Source organism: Neisseria subflava (genome assembly GCF_024205745.1).
Taxonomy (GTDB): Bacteria; Pseudomonadota; Gammaproteobacteria; order Burkholderiales; family Neisseriaceae; genus Neisseria; species Neisseria flavescens_B.
In genome coordinates this window covers 660,105-683,041 of record NZ_CP073117.1, presented here as the reverse complement: position 1 = coordinate 683,041, position 22,937 = coordinate 660,105, and the positions used below count along the sequence as shown (strand labels likewise).

Genomic DNA, 22,937 nt, shown 5'->3' with positions numbered 1-22,937 from the left:
TATGGCAAATATAATATTAAATCAACAGGCAGAAGCTGAATTAAAGAAACTTGGTTTCCATAATAAAAGAATGCCTAATTCTACCATGACGGAGTTGGACAGGATAAAAGCTGATGAAGAATTGGTTGCGCAAATCAATGAATTTATTGGGAAAGGGAAAAGTTTTCTTGAAATTCCTAATAAAGGCTCAGGTGCCTATTACAGCCCTAAAAAAGGAAATATCTATTTTGAGCCAAATTCTCAATACATTACTGCCCGAATTTTAGCCCATGAAGTTGGACATGCATTAGGTAAAAATCAAGCCAAATCGGTTGATTACTACCTTACTGCCAAATCCTACGCCCAAGCCCGAGGCTACGGCGAAGCCGAAGCGATTTACAACGAGGCGCGTATGGTCGCTTACGAAGAGCGGCGCAACGGCAGAGCGTACAACACCCATATCAGCGGCGGTCTTTATCCCCAAGTCAAAGGTAAAAGTTATGAGCAGGTCAAAGATTTGCTTGCCCGTGAAAATATGTATGGGATGTATCCGAGTACGAACGGGTCGGTCAGGTTGTCTTACTACGAAAACGACATTCTCTTCTTTATGCACCGCCGGACCGCTTTTGAAAAAGATTTTGCCGAGGCAGGATTAAGGCAAAGAGACATGGTCGGTTTCGTCAAGCATATGGCAAATTACGATACTTTCGGCGATAGTAGAGGCAACAGCGTCAATGCAAACGGCGCGGTCGACCGTCAAAGCCTACTGCACGGCAAACCAACTACCCGTCTGAACGGCGGTGCGTCTATGTACGGTGATGCGGGTAATGATGTGATGACGGGGACAAAATCGAACGACAGGATGCTGGGCGGCAGTGGGGACGATAAGCTTAAAGGTGGGGACGGCAATGACCTTTTGGCTGGTAATGAGGGTAAAGACGAGCTGTACGGGGGCAGAGGTTACGACACCTACCGTGCCGACAGATACGATACTATCCGTGATGAAGACGGCAAAGGAGAAGTGTTTTTGGACGGACGTAGGTTGCACGGTGGTGTGCGCGATTTGTCCGAACACGACCGTACGATTTTCCGAGACGGCAATACAGTTTACGACTGGAATAAAAAAACGGGGACTTTGGATGTTAACGGTCTAAAAATCGAAAACTTCAAAAACGGCGATTTGGGCATCCGTTTGGAGGAGCCGAAAAAAAATATGTCTGGCAGTGGTGTATCGATAATGGAGATGTACCAAAAGACAAGGGAGAACATAGATAGAGATTGGAACAAAATGTCGCAGAACCGCCGGGATTTTGAGATGGAGCGGATGGCAGTTGCCGAAGGGAGTTTGTCAAGAATTGAAGATTTGCCTCTGCCAGCACAAAAACTTTTCCATTCTATTAAAGAGCGACTTGGTGAATATCATGAAAAACATGGCCTTCCAACGAAGAATGAGGAGGCAATGAATAATGCTGCAATGTCGTTAGCTGCTTTGGGGTATTCTAAAACAATGGGTAAAGGGAATGCAGAACTACTGTTCAATATTAAGGATGGACACTATTTAATCGGCGAACTTACTCCTATTTTGATAAAGGCTACTATGGACGTAAATAGTGCTGGATCCACATCGATTGAAGAGAGTATTAAAAACATTCGACAAACGGAACAGAAGTTTGAATATGAAGTGCTGCAAAGGCAGTTGGATCAATCACAATCCTATGGCATGAGTAGATAAGCCTGTGGGAGCAAGATTGAAAATAACCTAAAAATGTTTAGACTGCCTTGTTTATTAAATCTTGTGGTGGAGAAGCAAAGATCCAACCTTCTCATTATGAGAAGGTGTTGCTCTTAAATTGATTAAGCTGAACAGGAGCAACAATCATTTTCATATACATAAATTTATTTTTTTATAATGTAAAGTTAATTTGAAAAAGACTATTTATCTGCATATGTATTGTTAATAAATTGATGATTTTGAGATGGGATAATCTCTAAGCTACTATAGATTGTCACGCTCAAGGCTTTCTAAATTTCAATACACCAAGTTCGGAGACAAAGCCGTTTAGGGGATATCATGGGGTTCGGTCGGCAGGGTGTCGGTCAGCTGGCAGCCGAAGCCTACGCCTAGGGTTTGGGTTTGCAGGCGGTATTTCGTGGCGGAGAGGGTGGCGTCGTAATAGCCGCCGGCCTGTCCGAGGCGGTAGCCGCGTTTGTCGATGCCGACGATGGGGACCAGCAGCAGGCTGAGTTGGTGGACGCGGATTTTTTTGCCGGTAAATTGGGGAACGCTCAATTTGGCGCGGCCGCGTTTGCGTTCTTGTTTTGCGCCGTCGGCAGGATAGGGGGTGAACCACATCCGCCGCGTGTTCGGTTCGATATAGGGCAGGTAGAGTTTTGCGCCGCGTTTTTGTGCGGCACGGATAAAGCCGTCCAGTCGCAATTCCTTGCCTATCGGCCAATACACGCCGATTTTCCGTCCTTTTTTGATGTAGGGTTTGAGCAGGCGGCTGATGGTTTCGGTGGCGGCGTTGCGCTCGTCTGCGCTCATTTGGGCGCGTGCGCGGCGGAACTGTTTGCGTAATGCCGATTTGTCGGGATTTCTCATTTTCAGACGGCCTTTCGGGATTGCGGTAGAATGTTGCGATTATAACGATTTTATTAACATTCAAACAGGACGCACACAATGTGGCACATTGTCGCCATCGGCTATCTTTTTGTCGCCGTGATGTTTTCCGCCGCGCAGCCGAGTATTGCGCGCGCGTTGATTTATTTGGTTTTTTGGGCGGTGTTGCCCACTGTGTTCACGGTCTTCGTCGTGACCATCCGCCGCCGCAACCGCCTGATGAAACGGCAGGAGCAGGCGGAGTTTGAAGCGGCCCGCCAAAAGGCGGTACAGGCGGATGAAAAACAGGATGGAAAGGTATAAAATCCCTTTTCAGACGGCCTCTTATCCGCTATAATCCATAAGTTTTCCATTTCGGAAACACTCTTTTATTTTTTAAAACTTATGCCCACTTTCGCCGAAGGGTGCTTGCCAATAGGCGCCGCCTATCAAGTTCTATGCGATTGAATGTGTGCTCTTTAACCCTTTCAAGGAAATAACATGTCTCAAATTACTATGCGTCAGATGATTGAAGCCGGTGTTCACTTCGGTCACCAAACCCGTTTCTGGAACCCGAAAATGGCTCAATACATTTTCGGTGCGCGCAACAAAATCCATATCGTAAACTTGGAAAAAACCCTGCCGATGTTCCAAGAGGCGCAAGAAGCCGTACGTCGTCTGGTTGCCAACAAAGGTACAGTATTGTTCGTAGGTACCAAACGCCAAGCCCGCGACATCATCCGCGAAGAAGCTACCCGTGCCGGTATGCCTTTCGTTGATTACCGCTGGTTGGGTGGTATGCTGACTAACTACAAAACCGTTAAGCAATCCATCAAACGCCTGGAAGAAAAAACTGCTGCTCTGGAAAACGCTGCTGAAGGTGGTTTCAACAAAAAAGAAATTCTGGAAATGCAACGCGACGTTGAAAAACTGGAACGTTCTTTGGGCGGTATCAAAAACATGAAAGGTCTGCCTGACGCGATTTTCGTTATCGATACCGGCTACCAAAAAGGTACTCTGGTTGAAGCTGAAAAATTGGGCATCCCTGTTATCGCCGTAGTCGATACCAACAACAGCCCTGACGGCGTGAAATACGTTATCCCTGGTAACGATGACTCCGCCAAAGCCATCCGCCTGTACTGCCGCGGCATCGCTGACGCAGTTTTGGAAGGCAAAAACCAAGCGCTGCAAGAAACTGTAGCCGCTGCCCAAGAAGCTGCTGCCGAGTAATTCGGTACACAGAAGAGGGGCGTTATGCCCCTTTTCTCAAATCCCGTTCTGAAATCTGTTTCAGACGGCCACTATTTCCAAACACGGCAATCGCCGTGTTCCCAAAAATCTAGGAGATTCAAAATGGCAGAAATTACTGCAAAAATGGTTGCCGACCTGCGCGCCGCTACCGGCCTGGGCATGATGGAATGCAAAAAAGCCTTGGTTGAAGCTGAAGGCAACTTCGATAAAGCCGAAGAAATCCTGCGTATTAAATCTGGTGCGAAAGCCGGTAAACTGGCTGGCCGTACTGCTGCCGAAGGCGTATTGGCTTACGCGATCAACGGCAATGTCGGTGCATTGGTTGAAGTAAACTGCGAAACCGACTTCGTTGCTAAAGACGCCGGCTTCGTAGAATTTGCCAACTTCGTTGCTAAAACTGCTGCCGAGAAAAAACCGGCTTCTGTTGAAGAACTGAGCGAACTGGTTGAAGCAGAACGTAAAGCCATCATCGCTAAATTGGGCGAGAACATGTCTGTTCGCCGCTTCCAAGTGATCGACACTGCCAACCAACTGGTTGCCTACATCCACGGTGCTTTGGCTACCGAAGGCGTATTGGTTGAGTTCAAAGGCTCTGAAGACGTAGCACGCAAAATCGGTATGCACATCGTTGCCGCTAAACCACAATGCGTAAGCGAAGCCGAAGTAGATGCTGAAACCGTTGAAAAAGAACGCCACATCTACACCGAACAAGCTATCGCTTCCGGCAAACCTGCCGACATCGCCGCTAAAATGGTTGAAGGCCGTATCCGCAAATTCTTGGCTGAAATCACTCTGAACGGCCAAGCGTTCGTGATGAACCCTGACCAAACTGTTGCCCAATTCGCTAAAGAAAACGGCACTGAAGTGGTTAGCTTCGTACGCTACAAAGTAGGCGACGGTATCGAGAAAGCCGTTGTTGACTACGCAGCCGAAGTTGCTGCCGCTGCTAAAGTGTAAGGCACTTATGAAAAAGAAAGCACCTAGATTCCAAACGAATCAGGGTGCTTTTTTTTGAGAAAACCGTTTACGGTACCTATTTTAAGACGACCGAATATAAAGGCCGTCTGAAAACAAAACAATAATAGAACGACACACTATATCATTGTAATCCGACCGTTTGAAATTCAGACGGCCCAACTCCGACCGACAACATTCAAGAAAGCAAGGTATCCCATGACACAGCAAATCAAATACAAACGCGTATTACTGAAACTCTCCGGCGAATCCCTGATGGGTTCCGATCCGTTTGGCATCAATCACGATACCATCGTTCAAACTGTCGGCGAAATTGCCGAAGTCGTTAAAATGGGCGTGCAAGTCGGTATCGTTGTCGGTGGTGGTAATATTTTCCGCGGCGTATCTGCACAAGCGGGCAGCATGGACCGCGCCACTGCCGACTACATGGGCATGATGGCAACCGTGATGAACGCGTTGGCACTCAAAGACGCATTTGAAACTTTGGGCATCAAAGCGCGCGTACAATCCGCACTTTCCATGCAGCAAATCGCTGAAACTTACGCCCGTCCTAAAGCCATTCAATATTTGGAAGAAGGCAAAGTCGTGATTTTTGCCGCCGGTACCGGTAACCCATTCTTCACGACCGACACTGCCGCCGCATTGCGCGGTGCGGAAATGAACTGCGACGTGATGCTCAAAGCCACCAACGTTGACGGCGTGTACACCGCAGACCCGAAAAAAGACCCATCTGCAACACGCTACGAAACCATTACTTTTGACGAAGCCTTGTTGAAAAACCTCAAAGTGATGGATGCCACCGCTTTCGCCCTCTGCCGCGAACGCAAACTCAATATCGTGGTATTCGGCATTGCTAAAGAAGGTTCGCTCAAACGCGTGGTAACCGGCGAAAACGAAGGTACACTGGTTCACTGCTAATCATTGAAAGGCCGTCTGAAATAGCCGAAAGGGATACATTCGGCTTTCAGACGGCCTTTTATTTTCAGTCGGTTGCGTGGGCAGTTCCCATGGCTGGGACAGGTTAAGGGTTTGCTTGACCATAATATCCAACCGACAATTCGATAACAAAAGGATACTTCATGAATATCACCGTCTTGGCTGTCGGCACGAAAATGCCGCGTTGGGTGGATGAAGCCGTCGGCGAGTACGCCAAACGCTTCGGGCGCGATGTTAATTATGCGCTGAAAGAAATCAAGCCAGAGAAACGCGGCGCGGGTGTAAATGCGGCTCAGGGCATGGCGGCTGAAGAAAAACGCCTGTTGGAAGCCATACCGCAGGGCGCGTTTTTGGTGGTATTGGACGAACGCGGCAAAGCGCCGACTTCGGTCGAATTGGCACAACATCTGAAAAGCTGGCAGCAAAACGGCGAACACGTCTGCTTTATTATCGGCGGCGCAGACGGCATGACCGACCGTTTGAAACAGCAGGCAAACATAATGATGCGCCTTTCCAGCCTGACTTTGCCGCACGGCATGGTGCGCGTTTTATTGACCGAGCAGCTTTATCGCGCCGTTTCGATTTTGCACAACCATCCTTATCATCGGGAATAATCCGTTTTGATTGCTGGGATAAGACGGCAATGCCGCCTTGTCGGTTTGAAAGGGAATAGGGCAAGTCGGTTTAAAGCGGGGTTGAACCTGTTTTCAGACGGCCTGATTTTTCCGCATGAATCCTTTATAATCGTTTCTTTGATAAATCAACATCTTTCGAGAGAACCCAAATGTCCGATTTCCGTCAAGACTTCCTCAAATTCGCTTTGGCACAAAACGTGTTGAAATTCGGCGAATTTACAACCAAGGCCGGCCGTCAGTCGCCTTATTTTTTCAATGCCGGTTTGTTCAATGACGGCGCATCGACTTTGCAGCTGGCGAAGTTTTACTCCGAGGCCATTATTGCCAGCGGCGTGAAGTTCGATATGCTGTTCGGCCCAGCCTATAAAGGCATTATTTTGGCGGCGGCAACAGCGATGATGTTGGCGGAAAAAGGCGTAAACGTACCGTTTGCCTACAACCGCAAAGAAGCCAAAGACCACGGCGAGGGCGGTGTGTTGGTGGGCGCTCCTTTGAAGGGTCGCGTGCTGATTATCGATGATGTGATTTCCGCCGGTACATCCGTGCGCGAGTCGGTCAAACTGATTGAGGCCGAAGGCGCAACGCCTGCCGCAGTGGCCATTGCGCTCGACCGCATGGAAAAAGGCACGGGCGAATTGTCGGCGGTTCAGGAAGTGGAAAAACAATACGGCCTGCCGGTGGTTTCGATTGCCAACTTGAACGACTTGTTTACGCTCTTGCAAAACAATGCCGAATTTGGCGGCTTCTTTGAGCCGGTCAAAGCCTATCGCGAACGTTACGGCGCGGTTTAAACCATAACATCATGCTCAGGTCGTCTGAAACATTTTTCAGACGGCCTGAAACATTGGCTAAAATATATTTTTGATTCAATACACTTACGGAAAATACTCATGCCTGCTTGTTCTTGTCCTCATTGTAAAACACCGCATTGGGTGAAAGATGCCCAGTTGAACGTGGCGCAAGGTTTCGTGGTCTGCACGCGTTGTTCGGGGATGTTTAAGGCCAAGGATTATCTGTCGGGCAACCTGCCGGCCGATCCAGCCCATCTGCCTGTGGCGGTAACGGATGTGCGCCTCGTGCATAATATCGGTGCGCAAATTCTCAAGCATTCCAAATTCTCGCGCAAAGAAATTTCCGATTTGCTCAACAGCGCGCTCAAGGAAGAGTCTAAGGTGGAAGAGCCGGCGGCGGTCAAAACGCGCAAGGACGGTTTCAACTGGACTTTGGCATCGCTGATTGCGCTGACGGTTTTGATTATGCAACTCTTTTATCTTGCCCTGCTATGAGTGCCATCGCCCATTTTGTCGCCAGCTTTCGCGAGGCCGCGCCCTATATCCAATATTTGCGCGGCAAAACCATGGTGGTCGGCGTGACCGACAGCCTGTTAGAAGGCGAAACCCTGATTCGTTTGGCCGCAGATTTGAATCTGTTGGCCAGCTTGGGCTTGCGTTTGGTCTTGGTACACGGTTCGCGGCATTTGCTCGACAAATTGGCTTCGGGTCGGGATTTTGTTCCGAAATACAGTGGCAGCCGACGGATTACCGATGAAGCGACTTTAATGGAAGTGAAGCAGGTGGCGGGGATTATCCGCAGCGATGTGGAAGCAGCTTTGTTCAGCAGCGTATCCGCACCGCAACGGAGCAAGCCGCCGGTTATCGCGTGTGGCAACTTTATTACCGCCCGTCCGTTGGGCGTTATCGACGGCGTGGACATGGGCTATACCGGTACCGTCCGCAAAATCGACGCAGAAGAAATCCGTTTGCGTTTGGATGGCGGCGCGGTGGTGCTTATCAGCCCTTTGGGGCATTCGTACAGCGGTAAAACCTTCAATCTGAGTATGTGCGAAACCGCTCAGGAAGTAGCCATGGCTTTGCAGGCGGAAAAACTGGTTTTCTTGACCGAAGAAACCGGTATTCGTCGTGCCGACGGCTCGTTGGCCAATACTTTGTCTGTCGGCGAAGTGCAGGAACTGATACACGACAATCCGGATGCGCCGGCCGATTTATTGCATGCGGCGGTAGGCGCGTTGGAAAACGGCGTATCGCGGGTGCAGATTCTCAACGGCCGTGAAGACGGCAGCCTGTTGCGCGAGCTGTTTACCCGCGAGGGCAGCGGTACATCTATTGCGCGTGAGCCGTTTGTTTCCATCCGTCAGGCACGTAGCGACGACATTCCGCACATCATCGCCTTAATCCGTCCTTTGGCGGAACAAGGCATCTTGTTACACCGCAGCCGAGAGTATTTGGAAAACCATATTTCCAGTTTTTCCGTATTGGAACACGATCAAAACATTTACGGCTGCGTGGCGTTGAAAACCTTTTCCGAGCCGGACTGCGGCGAATTGGCCTGTCTGGTGGTGTCGCCCGAAGCGCGCGATGGCGGCTACGGCGAATTGCTGTTGGAACATCTGTTTCAAAAAGCACGCGCCTTAAATATCAAAACGCTTTTCGCCTTATCCACGCACACGGGCGAATGGTTTGTTGAACGGGGCTTTCAGACGGCCTCAGCCGATGACCTGCCTGCTGAACGCCGGCAGGAATACAATGCCAACGGTCGCAATTCCAAAGTATTTGTTTATGACTTGCAGGCCGTCTGAAAACCTCAATCCTATTATCCGTTTTTAAAAATTACTCAAATCTTATGTTGAAAATCATCTCTGCCAACGTCAACGGCATCCGCTCCGCCTATAAAAAAGGTTTTTATGAATACATCGCCGCTTCCGGTGCCGACATCGTCTGCGTGCAGGAACTGAAAGCTCAAGAAGCCGACCTGTCAGACGATATGAAGAATCCGCACGGTATGCACGGCTACTGGCATTGCGCCGAAAAGCGCGGTTACAGCGGCGTGGCGGTGTACAGCAAGCGCAAACCTGACAATGTGCAAATCGGCATGGGCATTGAAGAATTTGACAGGGAAGGCCGTTTTGTCCGTTGCGATTTCGGCAAGTTGTCGGTAATTTCGCTGTATCTGCCCAGCGGCAGTAGCGCGGAAGAACGCCAACAAGTGAAATACCGCTTTTTGGACGCGTTCTATCCCATGCTCGAAGCCATGAAAAACGAAGGACGCGACATCGTCGTCTGCGGCGACTGGAACATTGCCCACCAAAACATCGACTTGAAAAACTGGAAGGGCAATCAGAAAAATTCGGGCTTCTTGCCAGAAGAGCGCGAATGGATAGGCAAAGTCATCCACAAGCTTGGTTGGACGGATATGTGGCGCACACTTTATCCCGATGTGCCGGGCTATACCTGGTGGAGCAACCGCGGACAAGCGTATGCGAAAGATGTCGGGTGGCGCATCGATTATCAGATGGTTACGCCGGAGTTGGCCGCCAAAGCCGTTTCCGCACATGTTTATAAAGACGAAAAATTCTCGGATCACGCCCCTTTAGTTGTGGAGTATGACTATGTTGCCGAATAAGGTTTTGGGTAAATATGATTGGAATATAAACGGCAAAACCGGCGTAGGCGCGGCGTGGGTTGTGGCGGCATTTGTATTGCCTATGCTGGTGTGGGCGGTGTTTATGCTGGCGCGGATGTCCGGTTGGGTTGCGCCGACCAAGGCCAATCCGACTTGGGCGTTGGTATGGCTGCTGTTTTCCCTGCCTTGCCTGCTGATTGCGGCCAAATGCTTTGCTTGGAAGGGCTGGCGGCTGATTGCCAACATCGTACTTTGTCTGGCGACTTGTGCCATCCTTAGCGTGCCTGCCGCATTGCTGATTGCATTTACACTCAACGACTTGCTCAAATAGGCCGTCTGAAATGCAGAGCTTCGAACTCGAAGAAATGGCACTGTTTCTGATACGCGATGCGGATGAAGCGGAAATGTGGATAGACCGCTGGGCGGTCAGCTATCCGATTGTTCAAACTGCCGAAGCCGATAGTCGGCAGACCATTTCCGAATGGCAACACGAGATTCAGACGGCCTTCGACCATATCGTCAGTAGAAATATTGCCGTCGTGGCTCATGGTGCCGGCGTATCCGCATTTTTAGCATGGCTGTATCAAGCCGACATCATGACGCAAAAACGCCTGACCAATATTATTTTGGTCTCGCCGCGTCCAGAAGCTTTTCCCGAGGACGAAATCCATACGTTTCAACGTGTCCGCTGCCCTTGCCGTACAGCGCTGGTTATCGCCGAAACAAACGGCACGCCACGCGATTGGGCGCAAGAACAGGCCGACCGCTGGCATGCACGCCTGCTTCAATCACCGCATTCCGGCCAGTTGAACGGTGCACTCGGTGGCTGGCAATGGGGCATGAAGCTGATGCAGGAAATGCTGTTGAGTAAGTAGTTTGAAGTGTCTATTAATAAACAAAGGCCGTCTGAAACCGATATGTATTTCAGACGGCCTTTGTTTACAAATATCATGTTAAATATAATTAAAAGAAACTATTCTCATTTCTTTTTTGAAGCAATATAATTCGGTTGTTTCGTTAAATTGAGTATAAAAATGCAAATACCATTTCATTTGGCTTTATTACCCACGCTGATTATCGCTTCCTTCCCTGTTGCTGCCGCCGATACGCAGGACAATGGTGAACATTACACCGCTACTTTGCCCACTGTTTCTGTGGTCGGACAGTCCGATACCAGCGTACTCAAAGGCTGAGACCTTTGCAAAAATAGTCTGTTAACGAAATTTGACGCATAAAAATGCGCCAAAAAATTTTCAATTGACTAAAACCCTCCTAATATTGAGCAAAAAGTAGGAAAATCAGAAAGGTTTTGCATTTTGAAAATGAGATTGAGCATAAAATTTTAGTAACCTATGTTATTGCAAAGGTCTCAGGCTACATCAACTACGACGAAGCCGCTGTTACCCGCAACGGACAGCTCATTAAAGAAACGCCGCAAACCGTCGATACGCTCAATATCCAGAAAAACAAAAATTACGGCACGAACGATTTGAGTTCTATCCTTGAAGGCAATGCCGGCATCGACGCTGCTTACGATATGCGCGGCGAAAGCATTTTCCTGCGAGGCTTTCAAGCCGATGCATCCGATATTTACCGCGACGGCGTGCGCGAAAGCGGGCAGGTGCGCCGCAGCACCGCCAACATCGAGCGCGTGGAAATCCTGAAAGGCCCGTCTTCCGTACTTTACGGGCGCACCAACGGCGGCGGCGTCATCAACATGGTCAGCAAATATGCCAACTTTAAACAAAGCCGCAACATCGGTGCGGTTTATGGCTCGTGGGCAAACCGCAGCCTGAATATGGACATCAACGAAGTGCTGAACAAAAACGTCGCCATCCGCCTCACCGGCGAAGTCGGGCGCGCCAATTCGTTCCGCAGCGGCATAGACAGCAAAAACGTCATGGTTTCGCCCAGCATTACCGTCAAACTCGACAACGGCTTGAAATGGACGGGGCAATACACCTACGACAATGTGGAGCGCACACCCGACCGCAGCCCGACCAAGTCCGTGTACGACCGCTTCGGATTGCCTTACCGCATGGGTTTTGCCCACCCGAACGATTTTGTGAAAGACAAGCTGCAAGTTTGGCGTTCCGACCTTGAATACGCCTTCAACGACAAATGGCGTGCCCAATGGCAGCTCGCCCACCGCACGGCGGCGCAGGATTTTGACCATTTCTATGCAGGCAGCGAAAACGGCAGCCGAATCAAACGCAACTACGCTTGGCAACAGACCGACAACAAAACCCTGTCATCCAACTTTACGCTCAACGGCGACTACACCATCGGCCGTTTTGAAAACCACCTGACCGTAGGCATGGACTACAGTCGCGAACACCGCAACCCGACATTGGGTTACAGTCGCGCCTTTACCGCCTCCATCGATCCATACGACCGAGCAAGCTGGCCGGCTTCGGGCAGATTGCAACCCGTCCTCACCCAAAACCGCCACAAAGCCGACTCCTACGGCATTTTCGTGCAAAACATCTTCTCCGCCACGCCCGACTTGAAATTTGTCCTCGGCGGTCGTTACGACAAGTACACCTTTAATTCCGAAAACAAACTCACCGGCAGTAGCCGCCAATACAGCGGACACTCGTTCAGCCCCAACATCGGCGCAGTGTGGAACGTAACGCCCGCCCACACGCTCTACGCCTCGTATAATAAAGGCTTCGCGCCTTATGGCGGACGCGGCGGCTATTTGAGTATCGACACTTCGTCTGCCGCCGTGTTCAACGCCGACCCCGAGTACACCCGCCAATACGAAACCGGCGTCAAAAGCAGCTGGCTGGACGACCGCCTCAGCACCACATTGTCCGCCTACCAAATCGAACGCTTCAATATCCGCTATCGCCCCGACGCGCAAAATAATCCCTACACTTGGGCAGTCAGCGGCAAACACCGTTCGCACGGCGTGGAGTTGTCCGCCATTGGACAAATCATCCCCAAAAAACTCTACCTGCGCGGCTCGTTGGGCGTGATGCAGGCGAAAGTGGTTGAAGACAAGGAAAATCCAAACCGCGTGGGCATCCATCTGGACAACACCAGTAACGTTACCGGCAACCTGTTTTTCCGTTATACCCCGACTGAAAACCTCTACGGCGAAATCGGCGTAACCGGTACAGGCAAACGCTACGGCTACGACTCAAGAAATAAAGAAGTTACCACGCTTCCAGGCTTTGCCCGAGTTGATGCCATGCTCGGCTGGAACCATAAAAATGTTAACGTTACCTTTGCCGCAGCCAATCTGCTCAATCAAAAATACTGGCGTTCGGACTCTATGCCGGGTAATCCGCGCGGCTATACTGCTCGGGTAAATTACCGTTTCTGATGAAATCAGGCAAAGGCCGTCTGAAAATAAGGCTAATTATCTAAGCCATATTTCAGACGGCCTTTATAAAGGCTGAAATAAAACTAAACACATTTTTTCACTCAAATTGAACACGCCTTCAACAAAATGCCATAAAATCCGCACATTGATTTGAATGTAAAGAGATACCTATGAAACTGAAAACCTTAGCTTTGACTTCATTGACCCTGTTGGCATTGGCCGCTTGCGGCAAACAGGCTGAAACCAGCGTTCCGGCAGACAGCGCCCAAAGCAGCGCATCCGCTCCGGCAGCGCCAGCCCCATTGACCGAAGGCGTGAACTACACTGTATTGTCTACGTCTATTCCGCAACAACAGGCCGGCAAAGTCGAAGTATTGGAATTTTTCGGCTACTTCTGCCCGCATTGCGCCCATTTGGAGCCGGTTTTGAGCGAACACACCAAAACGTTCAAAGACGATACCTACCTGCGTCGCGAGCATGTGATTTGGGGCGACGAAATGAAACCTTTGGCACGTTTGGCCGCCGCAGTGGAAATGGCCGGCGAATCAGATAAAGCCAACAGCCATATTTTCGATGCGATGGTTAATCAAAAAATCAATCTGGCCGATACCGATACCCTGAAAAAATGGTTGTCCGAGCAAACAGCGTTTGACGGCAAAAAAGTATTGGCTGCATTTGAAGCGCCCGAAAGCCAAGCACGTGCGGCTCAAATGGAAGAGTTGACCAATAAATTCCAAATCAGCGGCACACCGACCGTTATCGTCGGCGGCAAATATCAAGTTGAATTTAAAGACTGGCAGTCCGGCATGACCACGATTGATCAGTTGGTGGACAAAGTACGCGAAGAGCAGAAAAAGCCGCAATAATTTAAAGGCTGAATGAGCAAAGGCCGTCTGAAAATAGGATTTCAGACGGCCTTTTATATGAGACGTTATAGAATAGATGGTTGCTAAAGCCTCATGATTTTAAATCAGAATACAAAACCAAAACGCCGTCTGAAACTTTTCAGACGGCGTTTTCTGTCAAATCGGCTTACAAACCTGGGAACATGCCTTTCATTCCCTTCATGCCTTTGGCCAAGCGCATCAGTTTGCCTAAACCGTTGCCGCTGAACATCTTCATCATTTGTTGCATTTGTTCAAACTGTTTGAGCAATTTGTTTACTTCCTGTACGGTCGTACCCGCACCCATTGCAATACGGCGTTTGCGGCTGGCTTTGAGCAGGGCAGGGTTGGCGCGTTCTTTTGGAGTCATCGAGTTGATGATGGCTTCCACTTTGCCCATCGCTTTTTCAGCCGTACCTTCGGGGATTTGTTTCGATATTTGGCCCAGTTCACCCGGCATTTTCGACATCAGGTTTTCCAAGCCGCCCATATTGCGCATCTGCTGAATTTGTTCTTTAAAGTCATTGAGGTCAAAGCCTTTGCCTTTTTGCAGCTTTTTTGCCATTTTGGCGGCGGCTTCTTCATCAATACCTTTTTGAACGTCTTCAATCAGGGTCAATACGTCGCCCATGCCGAGGATACGGCTGGCAAGACGGTCGGGGTGGAAAGGTTCGAGGCCGTTGATTTTCTCGCCGACGCCGATAAATTTAATCGGTTTGCCGGTTACATGGCGTACGGACAATGCCGCACCGCCGCGCGAGTCGCCGTCCATCTTGGTCAATACGACACCTGTCAGCGGCAGGGCTTCATTAAATGCCTGAGCGGTATTTACCGCATCCTGACCTAACATGGCATCGATAACGAACAAAGTTTCAACAGGGTTAACTGCCGCATGAAGCGCTTTGATTTCGTTCATCATCTCTTCATCGATTGCCAGGCGGCCGGCGGTATCGACCATCAATACATCGTAAAAATGTTTTTTGGCATAATCGACGGCGGCAGTTGCAATCTCAACCGGTTTTTGGTTGGTATCGGATGGGAAAAAGTCCACGCCGACCTGTTCGGCCAACAGGCGCAGCTGTTCAATCGCGGCAGGGCGGTAAACGTCGGCAGATACCACCAAAACTTTTTTCTTCTGATCGTTTTTCAGCAGGCGGGCGAGTTTGCCGACGGTTGTTGTCTTACCGGCACCCTGCAAACCGGCCATCAAAACAATGGCAGGTGGTGAAACTGATAAATCCAGCGTTTTGTTTTCCTTACCCATCAGTTCGACTAAGGCTTGGTTGACCACGCCGATAAAGGCTTGGTCAGGCGTCAGGCTGCCGACAACTTCTTGGCCAAGGGCCTGTTCTTTGACTGTGTTGACGAATTCTTTAACGACGGGCAATGCAACGTCGGCTTCCAGCAGGGCAAGACGAACCTCGCGCAAGGCTTCTTTAATATTGTCTTCGGTCAGCGTTGATTGGCCACGAATATTTTTAAGTACCTTGCTGAAGCGGTTGGTCAGGTTGTCTAACATACTTATCCTTGATAATGAGAATAGCTGCCCAATACAGGGCATTCTTTGTTAAAATAAAATTCGGATTATTTTACACGATAGTCCGAAGTTATGCTTCAAGAACACAAACACGCACACCAAGGCCGTCTGAAACCCTGCCGGGTGTCCGTCAAGTGTTCACATGTCTATTGAGAAAGATATTTATGCCGATTGTCTTAATCTGCCTTATGCTGGTGTATGCCGGATTGGGCGCATTTTCCTGGTTGCAACATAAAAAACACAATAATAAGTCTTACCCGCTGAAAACCGAGCTGCTGATTTTGAGTGGCGCATTATTGGTACATGGCGCAGCATTGATGTTCCCGGTATTGCAAGATAGGGTATTGATTACCGGTTTTGGTTATTCGCTTAGTCTGATAGTTTGGCTGATGCTGATGATGTATTGCCTGGGCAGTTTCTTTTATTGTCTGCGCGGGGTGCAACTCTTATTGTATCCCTGTGCCGCATTGACCTTATTGCTGGGTTTCCTTTTCCCAGGTAATTTTTCAGGCCGCCAAATCGTAGACTTATTGCCGCTGTCGCACATCGCATCATCATTGCTCGCATACGGATTGTTTGGCATCGTTACCTTATTTGCCATCCTGATCCTTTTGCTCGACCGCAATCTGCACAAACGCCGTTTTTCCGCATTGGTCAGCTTCTTGCCGCCTTTATTGAGTTTGGAGAAACTTATGTTCCAAGGTATTTGGGCAGGTTTCATTTTATTGACCTATTCCGTTATCAGCGGTACGTTTTTTGCAGAAGCCGTTTTCGGCAAACCCATGACCTTCACGCATAAAACCATCTTCAGTATTATGTCGTGGCTGATTTATGGCGCATTATTGTTGAAACACAGCATGACCGCATGGCGGGGTAAAAAAGCCGCCGTTTGGACCATTGTTGGATTTGTTAGTCTGATTTTTGCCTATGTAGGCAGTAAATTCGTCCTAGAAATTGTCCTTCAACGTATTGGATAAATAGAAAACATAACAAAGGCCGTCTGGAAGAGCAATTCAGACGGCCTTTGTTTTGTGTTTTTTTGTATGTATGGATAGTGTAGGAAGGTTGCTGGAGTTTTTTATAAAATAAAAACCCTGTTAAAACAGGGCGGTGGTTGGATTTTTGAAAATATTTTTGCGAGAGGTGTTGACTGGTTTTGTTGTGAGGCGTATAGTTCGGTTCTTCGCTGCTGACGCGGTGAAGAAAACGAAGCAGACAGTATAACACAGTTGGTTGAAATTTTCGATAATTTTAGTTGACATTTGCTAAATGTACTGTATAATTCGATTCGCTCTTTAAAAAACAGATTACCGATAAGTGTGAGTGCATTAGGCCTCACACTGTTTGAAAGACAGACAAGATGATGTTTTAGACATTGTCCTGTCGGTTTCTTTGAAGCAGACCAGAAGTTATAAGTTAGAGATTGAACATAAGAGTTTGATCCTGGCTCAGATTGAACGCTGGCGGCATGCTTTACACATGCAAGTCGAACGGCAGCACAGAGAAGCTTGCTTCTTGGGTGGCGAGTGGCGAACGGGTGAGTAATATATCGGAACGTACCGAGTAATGGGGGATAACTAATCGAAAGATTAGCTAATACCGCATATTCTCTGAGGAGGAAAGCAGGGGACCTTCGGGCCTTGCGTTATTCGAGCGGCCGATATCTGATTAGCTAGTTGGTGGGGTAAAGGCCTACCAAGGCGACGATCAGTAGCGGGTCTGAGAGGATGATCCGCCACACTGGGACTGAGACACGGCCCAGACTCCTACGGGAGGCAGCAGTGGGGAATTTTGGACAATGGGCGCAAGCCTGATCCAGCCATGCCGCGTGTCTGAAGAAGGCCTTCGGGTTGTAAAGGACTTTTGTCAGGGAAGAAAAGGACAGGGTTAATACCCCTGTCTGATGACGGTACCTGAAGAATAAGCACCGGCTAACTACGTGCCAGCAGCCGCGGTAATACGTAGGGTGCGAGCGTTAATCGGAATTACTGGGCGTAAAGCGAGCGCAGACGGTTACTTAAGCAGGATGTGAAATCCCCGGGCTCAACCTGGGAACTGCGTTCTGAACTGGGTGACTAGAGTGTGTCAGAGGGAGGTAGAATTCCACGTGTAGCAGTGAAATGCGTAGAGATGTGGAGGAATACCGATGGCGAAGGCAGCCTCCTGGGATAACACTGACGTTCATGCTCGAAAGCGTGGGTAGCAAACAGGATTAGATACCCTGGTAGTCCACGCCCTAAACGATGTCAATTAGCTGTTGGGCAACTTGATTGCTTAGTAGCGTAGCTAACGCGTGAAATTGACCGCCTGGGGAGTACGGTCGCAAGATTAAAACTCAAAGGAATTGACGGGGACCCGCACAAGCGGTGGATGATGTGGATTAATTCGATGCAACGCGAAGAACCTTACCTGGTCTTGACATGTACGGAATCCTCCAGAGACGGAGGAGTGCCTTCGGGAGCCGTAACACAGGTGCTGCATGGCTGTCGTCAGCTCGTGTCGTGAGATGTTGGGTTAAGTCCCGCAACGAGCGCAACCCTTGTCATTAGTTGCCATCATTTAGTTGGGCACTCTAATGAGACTGCCGGTGACAAGCCGGAGGAAGGTGGGGATGACGTCAAGTCCTCATGGCCCTTATGACCAGGGCTTCACACGTCATACAATGGTCGGTACAGAGGGTAGCCAAGCCGCGAGGTGGAGCCAATCTCACAAAACCGATCGTAGTCCGGATTGCACTCTGCAACTCGAGTGCATGAAGTCGGAATCGCTAGTAATCGCAGGTCAGCATACTGCGGTGAATACGTTCCCGGGTCTTGTACACACCGCCCGTCACACCATGGGAGTGGGGGATACCAGAAGTAGGTAGGGTAACCGCAAGGGGCCCGCTTACCACGGTATGCTTCATGACTGGGGTGAAGTCGTAACAAGGTAGCCGTAGGGGAACCTGCGGCTGGATCACCTCCTTTCTAGAGAAAGAAGAGGTCTGATGCATTCACACTTATCGGTAAACTGTAAAAGATGCGGAAGAGAAAAGCTTGAGTGAAGACAAGATTCGCTTAAGAAGAGAATCCGGGTTTGTAGCTCAGCTGGTTAGAGCACACGCTTGATAAGCGTGGGGTCGGAGGTTCAAGTCCTCCCAGACCCACCAAGAACGGGGGCATAGCTCAGTTGGTAGAGCACCTGCTTTGCAAGCAGGGGGTCATCGGTTCGATCCCGTTTGCCTCCACCAAGAACTTTACAAATCAAAGGAAGCCTGCTATACTTAGCAGCTTATTTTGATTTGCGAAGTGAAATATCGACGCATCGATCTTTAACAAATTGGAAAGCCGAAATCAACAAACAAAGACAATGAGTTTGTTTTGATTTTTTGTTCTTTGCAAAGGATAAAAAATCTCTCACAAGAGAAAAGAAAACAAACACAGTATTTGGGTGATGATTGTATCGACTTAATCCTGAAACACAAAAGGCAGGATTAAGACACAACAAAGCAGTAAGCTTTATCAAAGTAGGAATTTCAAGTTTGCTTCCCTAGTCAACGGGTAGGCAAACGAAGTCAAAGAGGTTCTTGAAATGATAGAGTCAAGTGAATAAGTGCATCAGGTGGATGCCTTGGCGATGATAGGCGACGAAGGACGTGTAAGCCTGCGAAAAGCGCGGGGGAGCTGGCAATAAAGCTATGATCCCGCGGTGTCCGAATGGGGAAACCCACCTCTTAGGAGGTATCCTTATCTGAATACATAGGATAAGCGAAGCGAACCCGGAGAACTGAACCATCTAAGTACCCGGAGGAAAAGAAATCAACCGAGATTCCGCAAGTAGTGGCGAGCGAACGCGGAGGAGCCTGTACGTGATAACTGTCGAGATAGAAGAACAAGCTGGGAAGCTTGACCATAGTGGGTGATAGTCCCGTATTCGAAATCTCAATAGTGGTACTAAGCGTACGAAAAGTAGGGCGGGACACGTGAAATCCTGTCTGAATATGGGGGACCATCCTCCAAGGCTAAATACTCATCATCGACCGATAGTGAACCAGTACCGTGAGGGAAAGGCGAAAAGAACCCCGGGAGGGGAGTGAAATAGAACCTGAAACCTGATGCATACAAACAGTGGGAGCACCCTTGTGGTGTGACTGCGTACCTTTTGTATAATGGGTCAACGACTTACATTCAGTAGCGAGCTTAACCGAATAGGGGAGGCGTAGGGAAACCGAGTCTTAATAGGGCGAACAGTTGCTGGGTGTAGACCCGAAACCGAGTGATCTATCCATGGCCAGGTTGAAGGTGCCGTAACAGGTACTGGAGGACCGAACCCACGCATGTTGCAAAATGCGGGGATGAGCTGTGGATAGGGGTGAAAGGCTAAACAAACTCGGAGATAGCTGGTTCTCCCCGAAAACTATTTAGGTAGTGCCTCGAGCAAGACACTGATGGGGGTAAAGCACTGTTATGGCTAGGGGTTATTGCAACTTACCAACCCATGGCAAACTAAGAATACCATCAAGTGGTTCCTCGGGAGACAGACAGCGGGTGCTAACGTCCGTTGTCAAGAGGGAAACAACCCAGACCGCCAGCTAAGGTCCCAAATGATAGATTAAGTGGTAAACGAAGTGGGAAGGCCCAGACAGCCAGGATGTTGGCTTAGAAGCAGCCATCATTTAAAGAAAGCGTAATAGCTCACTGGTCGAGTCGTCCTGCGCGGAAGATGTAACGGGGCTCAAATCTATAACCGAAGCTGCGGATGCCAGTTTACTGGCATGGTAGGGGAGCGTTCTGTAGGCCGATGAAGGTGCATTGTAAAGTGTGCTGGAGGTATCAGAAGTGCGAATGTTGACATGAGTAGCGATAAAGCGGGTGAAAAGCCCGCTCGCCGAAAGCCCAAGGTTTCCTACGCAACGTTCATCGGCGTAGGGTGAGTCGGCCCCTAAGGCGAGGCAGAAATGCGTAGTCGATGGGAAACAGGTTAATATTCCTGTACTTGATTCAAATGCGATGTGGGGACGGAGAAGGTTAGGTTAGCAAGCTGTTGGAATAGCTTGTTTAAGCCGGTAGGTGGAAGACTTAGGCAAATCCGGGTCTTCTTAACACCGAGAAGTGATGACGAGTGTCTACGGACATGAAGTAACCGATACCACGCTTCCAGGAAAAGCCACTAAGCTTCAGTTTGAATCGAACCGTACCGCAAACCGACACAGGTGGGCAGGATGAGAATTCTAAGGCGCTTGAGAGAACTCAGGAGAAGGAACTCGGCAAATTGATACCGTAACTTCGGGAGAAGGTATGCCCTCTAAGGTTAAGGACTTGCTCCGTAAGCCTCGGAGGGTCGCAGAGAATAGGTGGCTGCGACTGTTTATTAAAAACACAGCACTCTGCTAACACGAAAGTGGACGTATAGGGTGTGACGCCTGCCCGGTGCTGGAAGGTTAATTGAAGATGTGCAAGCATCGGATCGAAGCCCCAGTAAACGGCGGCCGTAACTATAACGGTCCTAAGGTAGCGAAATTCCTTGTCGGGTAAGTTCCGACCCGCACGAATGGCGTAACGATGGCCACACTGTCTCCTCCTGAGACTCAGCGAAGTTGAAGTGGTTGTGAAGATGCAATCTACCCGCTGCTAGACGGAAAGACCCCGTGAACCTTTACTGTAGCTTTGCATTGGACTTTGAAGTCACTTGTGTAGGATAGGTGGGAGGCTTTGAAGCAGAGACGCCAGTCTCTGTGGAGCCGTCCTTGAAATACCACCCTGGTGTCTTTGAGGTTCTAACCCAGACCCGTAATCCGGGTCGGGGACCGTGCATGGTAGGCAGTTTGACTGGGGCGGTCTCCTCCCAAAGAGTAACGGAGGAGTTCGAAGGTTACCTAGGTCCGGTCGGAAATCGGACTGATAGTGCAATGGCAAAAGGTAGCTTAACTGCGAGACCGACAAGTCGAGCAGGTGCGAAAGCAGGACATAGTGATCCGGTGGTTCTGTATGGAAGGGCCATCGCTCAACGGATAAAAGGTACTCCGGGGATAACAGGCTGATTCCGCCCAAGAGTTCATATCGACGGCGGAGTTTGGCACCTCGATGTCGGCTCATCACATCCTGGGGCTGTAGTCGGTCCCAAGGGTATGGCTGTTCGCCATTTAAAGTGGTACGTGAGCTGGGTTTAAAACGTCGTGAGACAGTTTGGTCCCTATCTGCAGTGGGCGTTGGAAGTTTGACGGGGGCTGCTCCTAGTACGAGAGGACCGGAGTGGACGAACCTCTGGTGTACCGGTTGTAACGCCAGTTGCATAGCCGGGTAGCTAAGTTCGGAAGAGATAAGCGCTGAAAGCATCTAAGCGCGAAACTCGCCTGAAGATGAGACTTCCCTTGTGGTTTAACCACACTAAAGAGTCGTTCGAGACCAGGACGTTGATAGGTGGGGTGTGGAAGCGCGGTAACGCGTGAAGCTAACCCATACTAATTGCTCGTGAGGCTTGACTCTATCATTTGAAGAACTTCAAAAGATAAAAGCTTACTGACTGATTCAGTCATCACCAAATAATTGATTAAGGCTTTACCGATTTGTAACAGTTTAAGTTTGGCGGCCATAGCGAGTTGGTCCCACGCCTTCCCATCCCGAACAGGACCGTGAAACGACTCAGCGCCGATGATAGTGTGGTTCTTCCATGTGAAAGTAGGTCACCGCCAAACACCCATTCTGAAGCCCCCGACTAATGTCGGGGGCTTTTTACATGCCTGTCGTTTCTGTCGGTTTGGTGATGGGTAACAGGTATTGTATGATTGCCCTGTTGTTATTCTTGAACAAAAGTACCGAAAGTTACGGTTAACTGTTTAGAATATTTGAAATCAAACGATATTTGCGTTAATATGTCGTAAGCATTTATGCGGGTATAGGCTGTTGCCCTATCTGCGTATGTGCAGTGTTTACAGAGTGGGATAAAACCATTCGGTAGACTTTATGACTGATTCAATCAAATATGTTATGGGAAAAAATCTGATGAAGAAATTTTTATTTGGTGCATTTGCCGCCGTCTGTGCAGCGTTCTCTTTGGCTGCCGTGAACATCAATACCGCGTCTTCTGCCGAACTGGAGGCCTTGCCGGGTATCGGCCCGGCTAAGGCGAAATCGATTGTGGAATACCGTCAGAAGAACGGTGCGTTCAAATCGGTGGAGGAGCTGAAAAACGTGAAGGGCATCGGTGATGCGGTGCTGAACAAGTTGAAGGCGGAGGCGACGGTTTCTTCTGCCGCGCCTAAGACCGCACAGCCTGCCGTGAAAAAATAAGCCTGACGGTTAACTGCCGTACGCCGCCCTGATGCCGAACCGTTTGCCGGTTCGGGCTGACGGGCGGCTTTGTATGGGGCCGGCAATGAGAGCTTGGACCAATGGGGCCATTGGGTGAAAAG

Annotated in this window: 17 protein-coding genes, 2 tRNA genes, 3 rRNA genes and 2 pseudogenes; 22 read left to right on the top strand and 2 right to left on the bottom strand. The window is 49.5% G+C overall.

What is annotated here, in order from left to right; all coding sequences use genetic code 11:
* Position 1 precedes the first annotated feature (1 nt).
* Positions 2 to 1,711 carry a calcium-binding protein gene (locus KCG55_RS03350; RefSeq protein WP_254323392.1) on the top strand — a complete coding sequence of 570 codons (1,710 nt, stop codon included), beginning with the start codon at positions 2 to 4 and terminating at the stop codon, positions 1,709 to 1,711.
* Positions 1,712 to 1,991: 280 nt separating this feature from the next.
* Here the strand turns inward: KCG55_RS03350 and KCG55_RS03345 are convergent.
* Positions 1,992 to 2,581, bottom strand: a pseudogene (locus KCG55_RS03345) (5-formyltetrahydrofolate cyclo-ligase).
* A 78-nt stretch (positions 2,582 to 2,659) separates the two neighbouring features.
* On the opposite strand from KCG55_RS03345, the gene KCG55_RS03340 reads away from it, so the two are divergent.
* The 14 genes and pseudogenes from KCG55_RS03340 (at position 2,660) to KCG55_RS03275 (ending at position 13,992) form a co-directional block, all read left to right on the top strand.
* A complete protein-coding gene (locus tag KCG55_RS03340) occupies positions 2,660 to 2,902 on the top strand; it encodes a hypothetical protein (protein WP_063076190.1) in 243 nt (80 codons plus the stop codon).
* A gap of 177 nt (positions 2,903 to 3,079) precedes the next feature.
* A complete protein-coding gene (gene rpsB / locus KCG55_RS03335) occupies positions 3,080 to 3,808 on the top strand; it encodes a 30S ribosomal protein S2 (RefSeq protein ID WP_002230071.1) in 729 nt (242 codons plus the stop codon).
* A gap of 123 nt (positions 3,809 to 3,931) precedes the next feature.
* A complete protein-coding gene (gene tsf / locus KCG55_RS03330; protein WP_012779539.1) occupies positions 3,932 to 4,786 on the top strand; it encodes a translation elongation factor Ts in 855 nt (284 codons plus the stop codon).
* Positions 4,787 to 5,002: 216 nt separating this feature from the next.
* Positions 5,003 to 5,722: a UMP kinase gene (gene pyrH, locus KCG55_RS03325; protein WP_002243681.1), complete on the top strand. Its 720-nt coding sequence runs from the start codon at positions 5,003 to 5,005 to the stop codon at positions 5,720 to 5,722.
* A 161-nt stretch (positions 5,723 to 5,883) separates the two neighbouring features.
* Positions 5,884 to 6,354 (top strand): 23S rRNA (pseudouridine(1915)-N(3))-methyltransferase RlmH, encoded by a 471-nt coding sequence (gene rlmH, locus KCG55_RS03320; protein WP_254323391.1) that lies wholly within the window; start codon positions 5,884 to 5,886, stop codon positions 6,352 to 6,354.
* 170 nt (positions 6,355 to 6,524) lie between these two features.
* Positions 6,525 to 7,166 carry an orotate phosphoribosyltransferase gene (pyrE, locus tag KCG55_RS03315; RefSeq protein ID WP_254323390.1) on the top strand — a complete coding sequence of 214 codons (642 nt, stop codon included), beginning with the start codon at positions 6,525 to 6,527 and terminating at the stop codon, positions 7,164 to 7,166.
* 99 nt (positions 7,167 to 7,265) lie between these two features.
* The gene (locus KCG55_RS03310) at positions 7,266 to 7,661 is read left to right on the top strand and encodes an MJ0042-type zinc finger domain-containing protein (RefSeq protein ID WP_070631685.1); all 396 of its coding nucleotides are present in this window, start codon (positions 7,266 to 7,268) and stop codon (positions 7,659 to 7,661) included.
* Positions 7,658 to 8,971 (top strand): amino-acid N-acetyltransferase, encoded by a 1,314-nt coding sequence (argA, locus tag KCG55_RS03305; protein WP_254323389.1) that lies wholly within the window; start codon positions 7,658 to 7,660, stop codon positions 8,969 to 8,971. The genes KCG55_RS03310 and argA overlap by 4 nt, the downstream gene beginning before the upstream one ends.
* Before the next feature lie 44 nt (positions 8,972 to 9,015).
* Complete coding sequence (locus KCG55_RS03300) at positions 9,016 to 9,795, top strand: exodeoxyribonuclease III (RefSeq protein WP_003684015.1); 780 nt, start codon at positions 9,016 to 9,018, stop codon at positions 9,793 to 9,795.
* Positions 9,782 to 10,126 carry a hypothetical protein gene (locus KCG55_RS03295; protein WP_063076184.1) on the top strand — a complete coding sequence of 115 codons (345 nt, stop codon included), beginning with the start codon at positions 9,782 to 9,784 and terminating at the stop codon, positions 10,124 to 10,126. Before KCG55_RS03300 ends, KCG55_RS03295 begins: the two co-directional genes overlap by 14 nt.
* 10 nt (positions 10,127 to 10,136) lie before the next feature.
* Positions 10,137 to 10,670 carry an alpha/beta hydrolase gene (locus KCG55_RS03290; RefSeq protein WP_254323388.1) on the top strand — a complete coding sequence of 178 codons (534 nt, stop codon included), beginning with the start codon at positions 10,137 to 10,139 and terminating at the stop codon, positions 10,668 to 10,670.
* Positions 10,671 to 10,829: 159 nt separating this feature from the next.
* On the top strand, positions 10,830 to 10,988 hold the full coding sequence (locus tag KCG55_RS03285; RefSeq protein ID WP_254323387.1) for a hypothetical protein: 159 nt from the start codon (positions 10,830 to 10,832) through the stop codon (positions 10,986 to 10,988).
* Positions 10,989 to 11,161: 173 nt separating this feature from the next.
* Positions 11,162 to 13,126: pseudogene (locus tag KCG55_RS03280) on the top strand (TonB-dependent receptor); the annotation flags it as partial.
* Between the two features lie 170 nt (positions 13,127 to 13,296).
* On the top strand, positions 13,297 to 13,992 hold the full coding sequence (locus KCG55_RS03275) for a thiol:disulfide interchange protein DsbA/DsbL (RefSeq protein WP_254323386.1): 696 nt from the start codon (positions 13,297 to 13,299) through the stop codon (positions 13,990 to 13,992).
* Between the two features lie 166 nt (positions 13,993 to 14,158).
* Here KCG55_RS03275 and ffh read toward each other — a convergent pair whose 3' ends face one another.
* A complete protein-coding gene (ffh, locus tag KCG55_RS03270) occupies positions 14,159 to 15,529 on the bottom strand; it encodes a signal recognition particle protein (RefSeq protein ID WP_003684000.1) in 1,371 nt (456 codons plus the stop codon).
* Between the two features lie 182 nt (positions 15,530 to 15,711).
* Between ffh and KCG55_RS03265 the strand changes: the two genes are divergently transcribed.
* The 7 genes from KCG55_RS03265 (at position 15,712) to KCG55_RS03235 (ending at position 22,815) form a co-directional block, all read left to right on the top strand.
* Positions 15,712 to 16,524: a cytochrome C assembly family protein gene (locus tag KCG55_RS03265; RefSeq protein ID WP_254323385.1), complete on the top strand. Its 813-nt coding sequence runs from the start codon at positions 15,712 to 15,714 to the stop codon at positions 16,522 to 16,524.
* 448 nt (positions 16,525 to 16,972) lie between these two features.
* Positions 16,973 to 18,513: ribosomal RNA gene (locus KCG55_RS03260) — 16S ribosomal RNA — on the top strand.
* Between the two features lie 105 nt (positions 18,514 to 18,618).
* Positions 18,619 to 18,695, top strand: a tRNA-Ile gene (locus KCG55_RS03255).
* Positions 18,696 to 18,700: 5 nt separating this feature from the next.
* Positions 18,701 to 18,776 (top strand) — tRNA-Ala (locus KCG55_RS03250).
* 348 nt (positions 18,777 to 19,124) lie between these two features.
* Positions 19,125 to 22,011 (top strand): 23S ribosomal RNA (locus tag KCG55_RS03245).
* A 95-nt stretch (positions 22,012 to 22,106) separates the two neighbouring features.
* A 5S ribosomal RNA gene (gene rrf / locus KCG55_RS03240) occupies positions 22,107 to 22,220 on the top strand.
* Together the 16S, 23S and 5S rRNA genes with 2 tRNA genes alongside form the textbook arrangement of a ribosomal RNA operon.
* A 307-nt stretch (positions 22,221 to 22,527) precedes the next feature.
* A complete protein-coding gene (locus KCG55_RS03235) occupies positions 22,528 to 22,815 on the top strand; it encodes a ComEA family DNA-binding protein (protein ID WP_254322411.1) in 288 nt (95 codons plus the stop codon).
* Positions 22,816 to 22,937 lie beyond the last annotated feature (122 nt).

What these genes read in the sequence shown, in the direction of transcription:
- KCG55_RS03350 (WP_254323392.1), top strand. Translation starts at nt 2, where the DNA reads ATGGCAAATATAATATTAAATCAACAGGCAGAAGCTGAATTAAAGAAA.
- KCG55_RS03340 (WP_063076190.1), top strand. Translation starts at nt 2,660, where the DNA reads ATGTGGCACATTGTCGCCATCGGCTATCTTTTTGTCGCCGTGATGTTT.
- rpsB (WP_002230071.1), top strand. Translation starts at nt 3,080, where the DNA reads ATGTCTCAAATTACTATGCGTCAGATGATTGAAGCCGGTGTTCACTTC.
- tsf (WP_012779539.1), top strand. Translation starts at nt 3,932, where the DNA reads ATGGCAGAAATTACTGCAAAAATGGTTGCCGACCTGCGCGCCGCTACC.
- pyrH (WP_002243681.1), top strand. Translation starts at nt 5,003, where the DNA reads ATGACACAGCAAATCAAATACAAACGCGTATTACTGAAACTCTCCGGC.
- rlmH (WP_254323391.1), top strand. Translation starts at nt 5,884, where the DNA reads ATGAATATCACCGTCTTGGCTGTCGGCACGAAAATGCCGCGTTGGGTG.
- pyrE (WP_254323390.1), top strand. Translation starts at nt 6,525, where the DNA reads ATGTCCGATTTCCGTCAAGACTTCCTCAAATTCGCTTTGGCACAAAAC.
- KCG55_RS03310 (WP_070631685.1), top strand. Translation starts at nt 7,266, where the DNA reads ATGCCTGCTTGTTCTTGTCCTCATTGTAAAACACCGCATTGGGTGAAA.
- argA (WP_254323389.1), top strand. Translation starts at nt 7,658, where the DNA reads ATGAGTGCCATCGCCCATTTTGTCGCCAGCTTTCGCGAGGCCGCGCCC.
- KCG55_RS03300 (WP_003684015.1), top strand. Translation starts at nt 9,016, where the DNA reads ATGTTGAAAATCATCTCTGCCAACGTCAACGGCATCCGCTCCGCCTAT.
- KCG55_RS03295 (WP_063076184.1), top strand. Translation starts at nt 9,782, where the DNA reads ATGTTGCCGAATAAGGTTTTGGGTAAATATGATTGGAATATAAACGGC.
- KCG55_RS03290 (WP_254323388.1), top strand. Translation starts at nt 10,137, where the DNA reads ATGCAGAGCTTCGAACTCGAAGAAATGGCACTGTTTCTGATACGCGAT.
- KCG55_RS03285 (WP_254323387.1), top strand. Translation starts at nt 10,830, where the DNA reads ATGCAAATACCATTTCATTTGGCTTTATTACCCACGCTGATTATCGCT.
- KCG55_RS03275 (WP_254323386.1), top strand. Translation starts at nt 13,297, where the DNA reads ATGAAACTGAAAACCTTAGCTTTGACTTCATTGACCCTGTTGGCATTG.
- ffh (WP_003684000.1), bottom strand. Translation starts at nt 15,529, where the DNA reads ATGTTAGACAACCTGACCAACCGCTTCAGCAAGGTACTTAAAAATATT.
- KCG55_RS03265 (WP_254323385.1), top strand. Translation starts at nt 15,712, where the DNA reads ATGCCGATTGTCTTAATCTGCCTTATGCTGGTGTATGCCGGATTGGGC.
- KCG55_RS03235 (WP_254322411.1), top strand. Translation starts at nt 22,528, where the DNA reads ATGAAGAAATTTTTATTTGGTGCATTTGCCGCCGTCTGTGCAGCGTTC.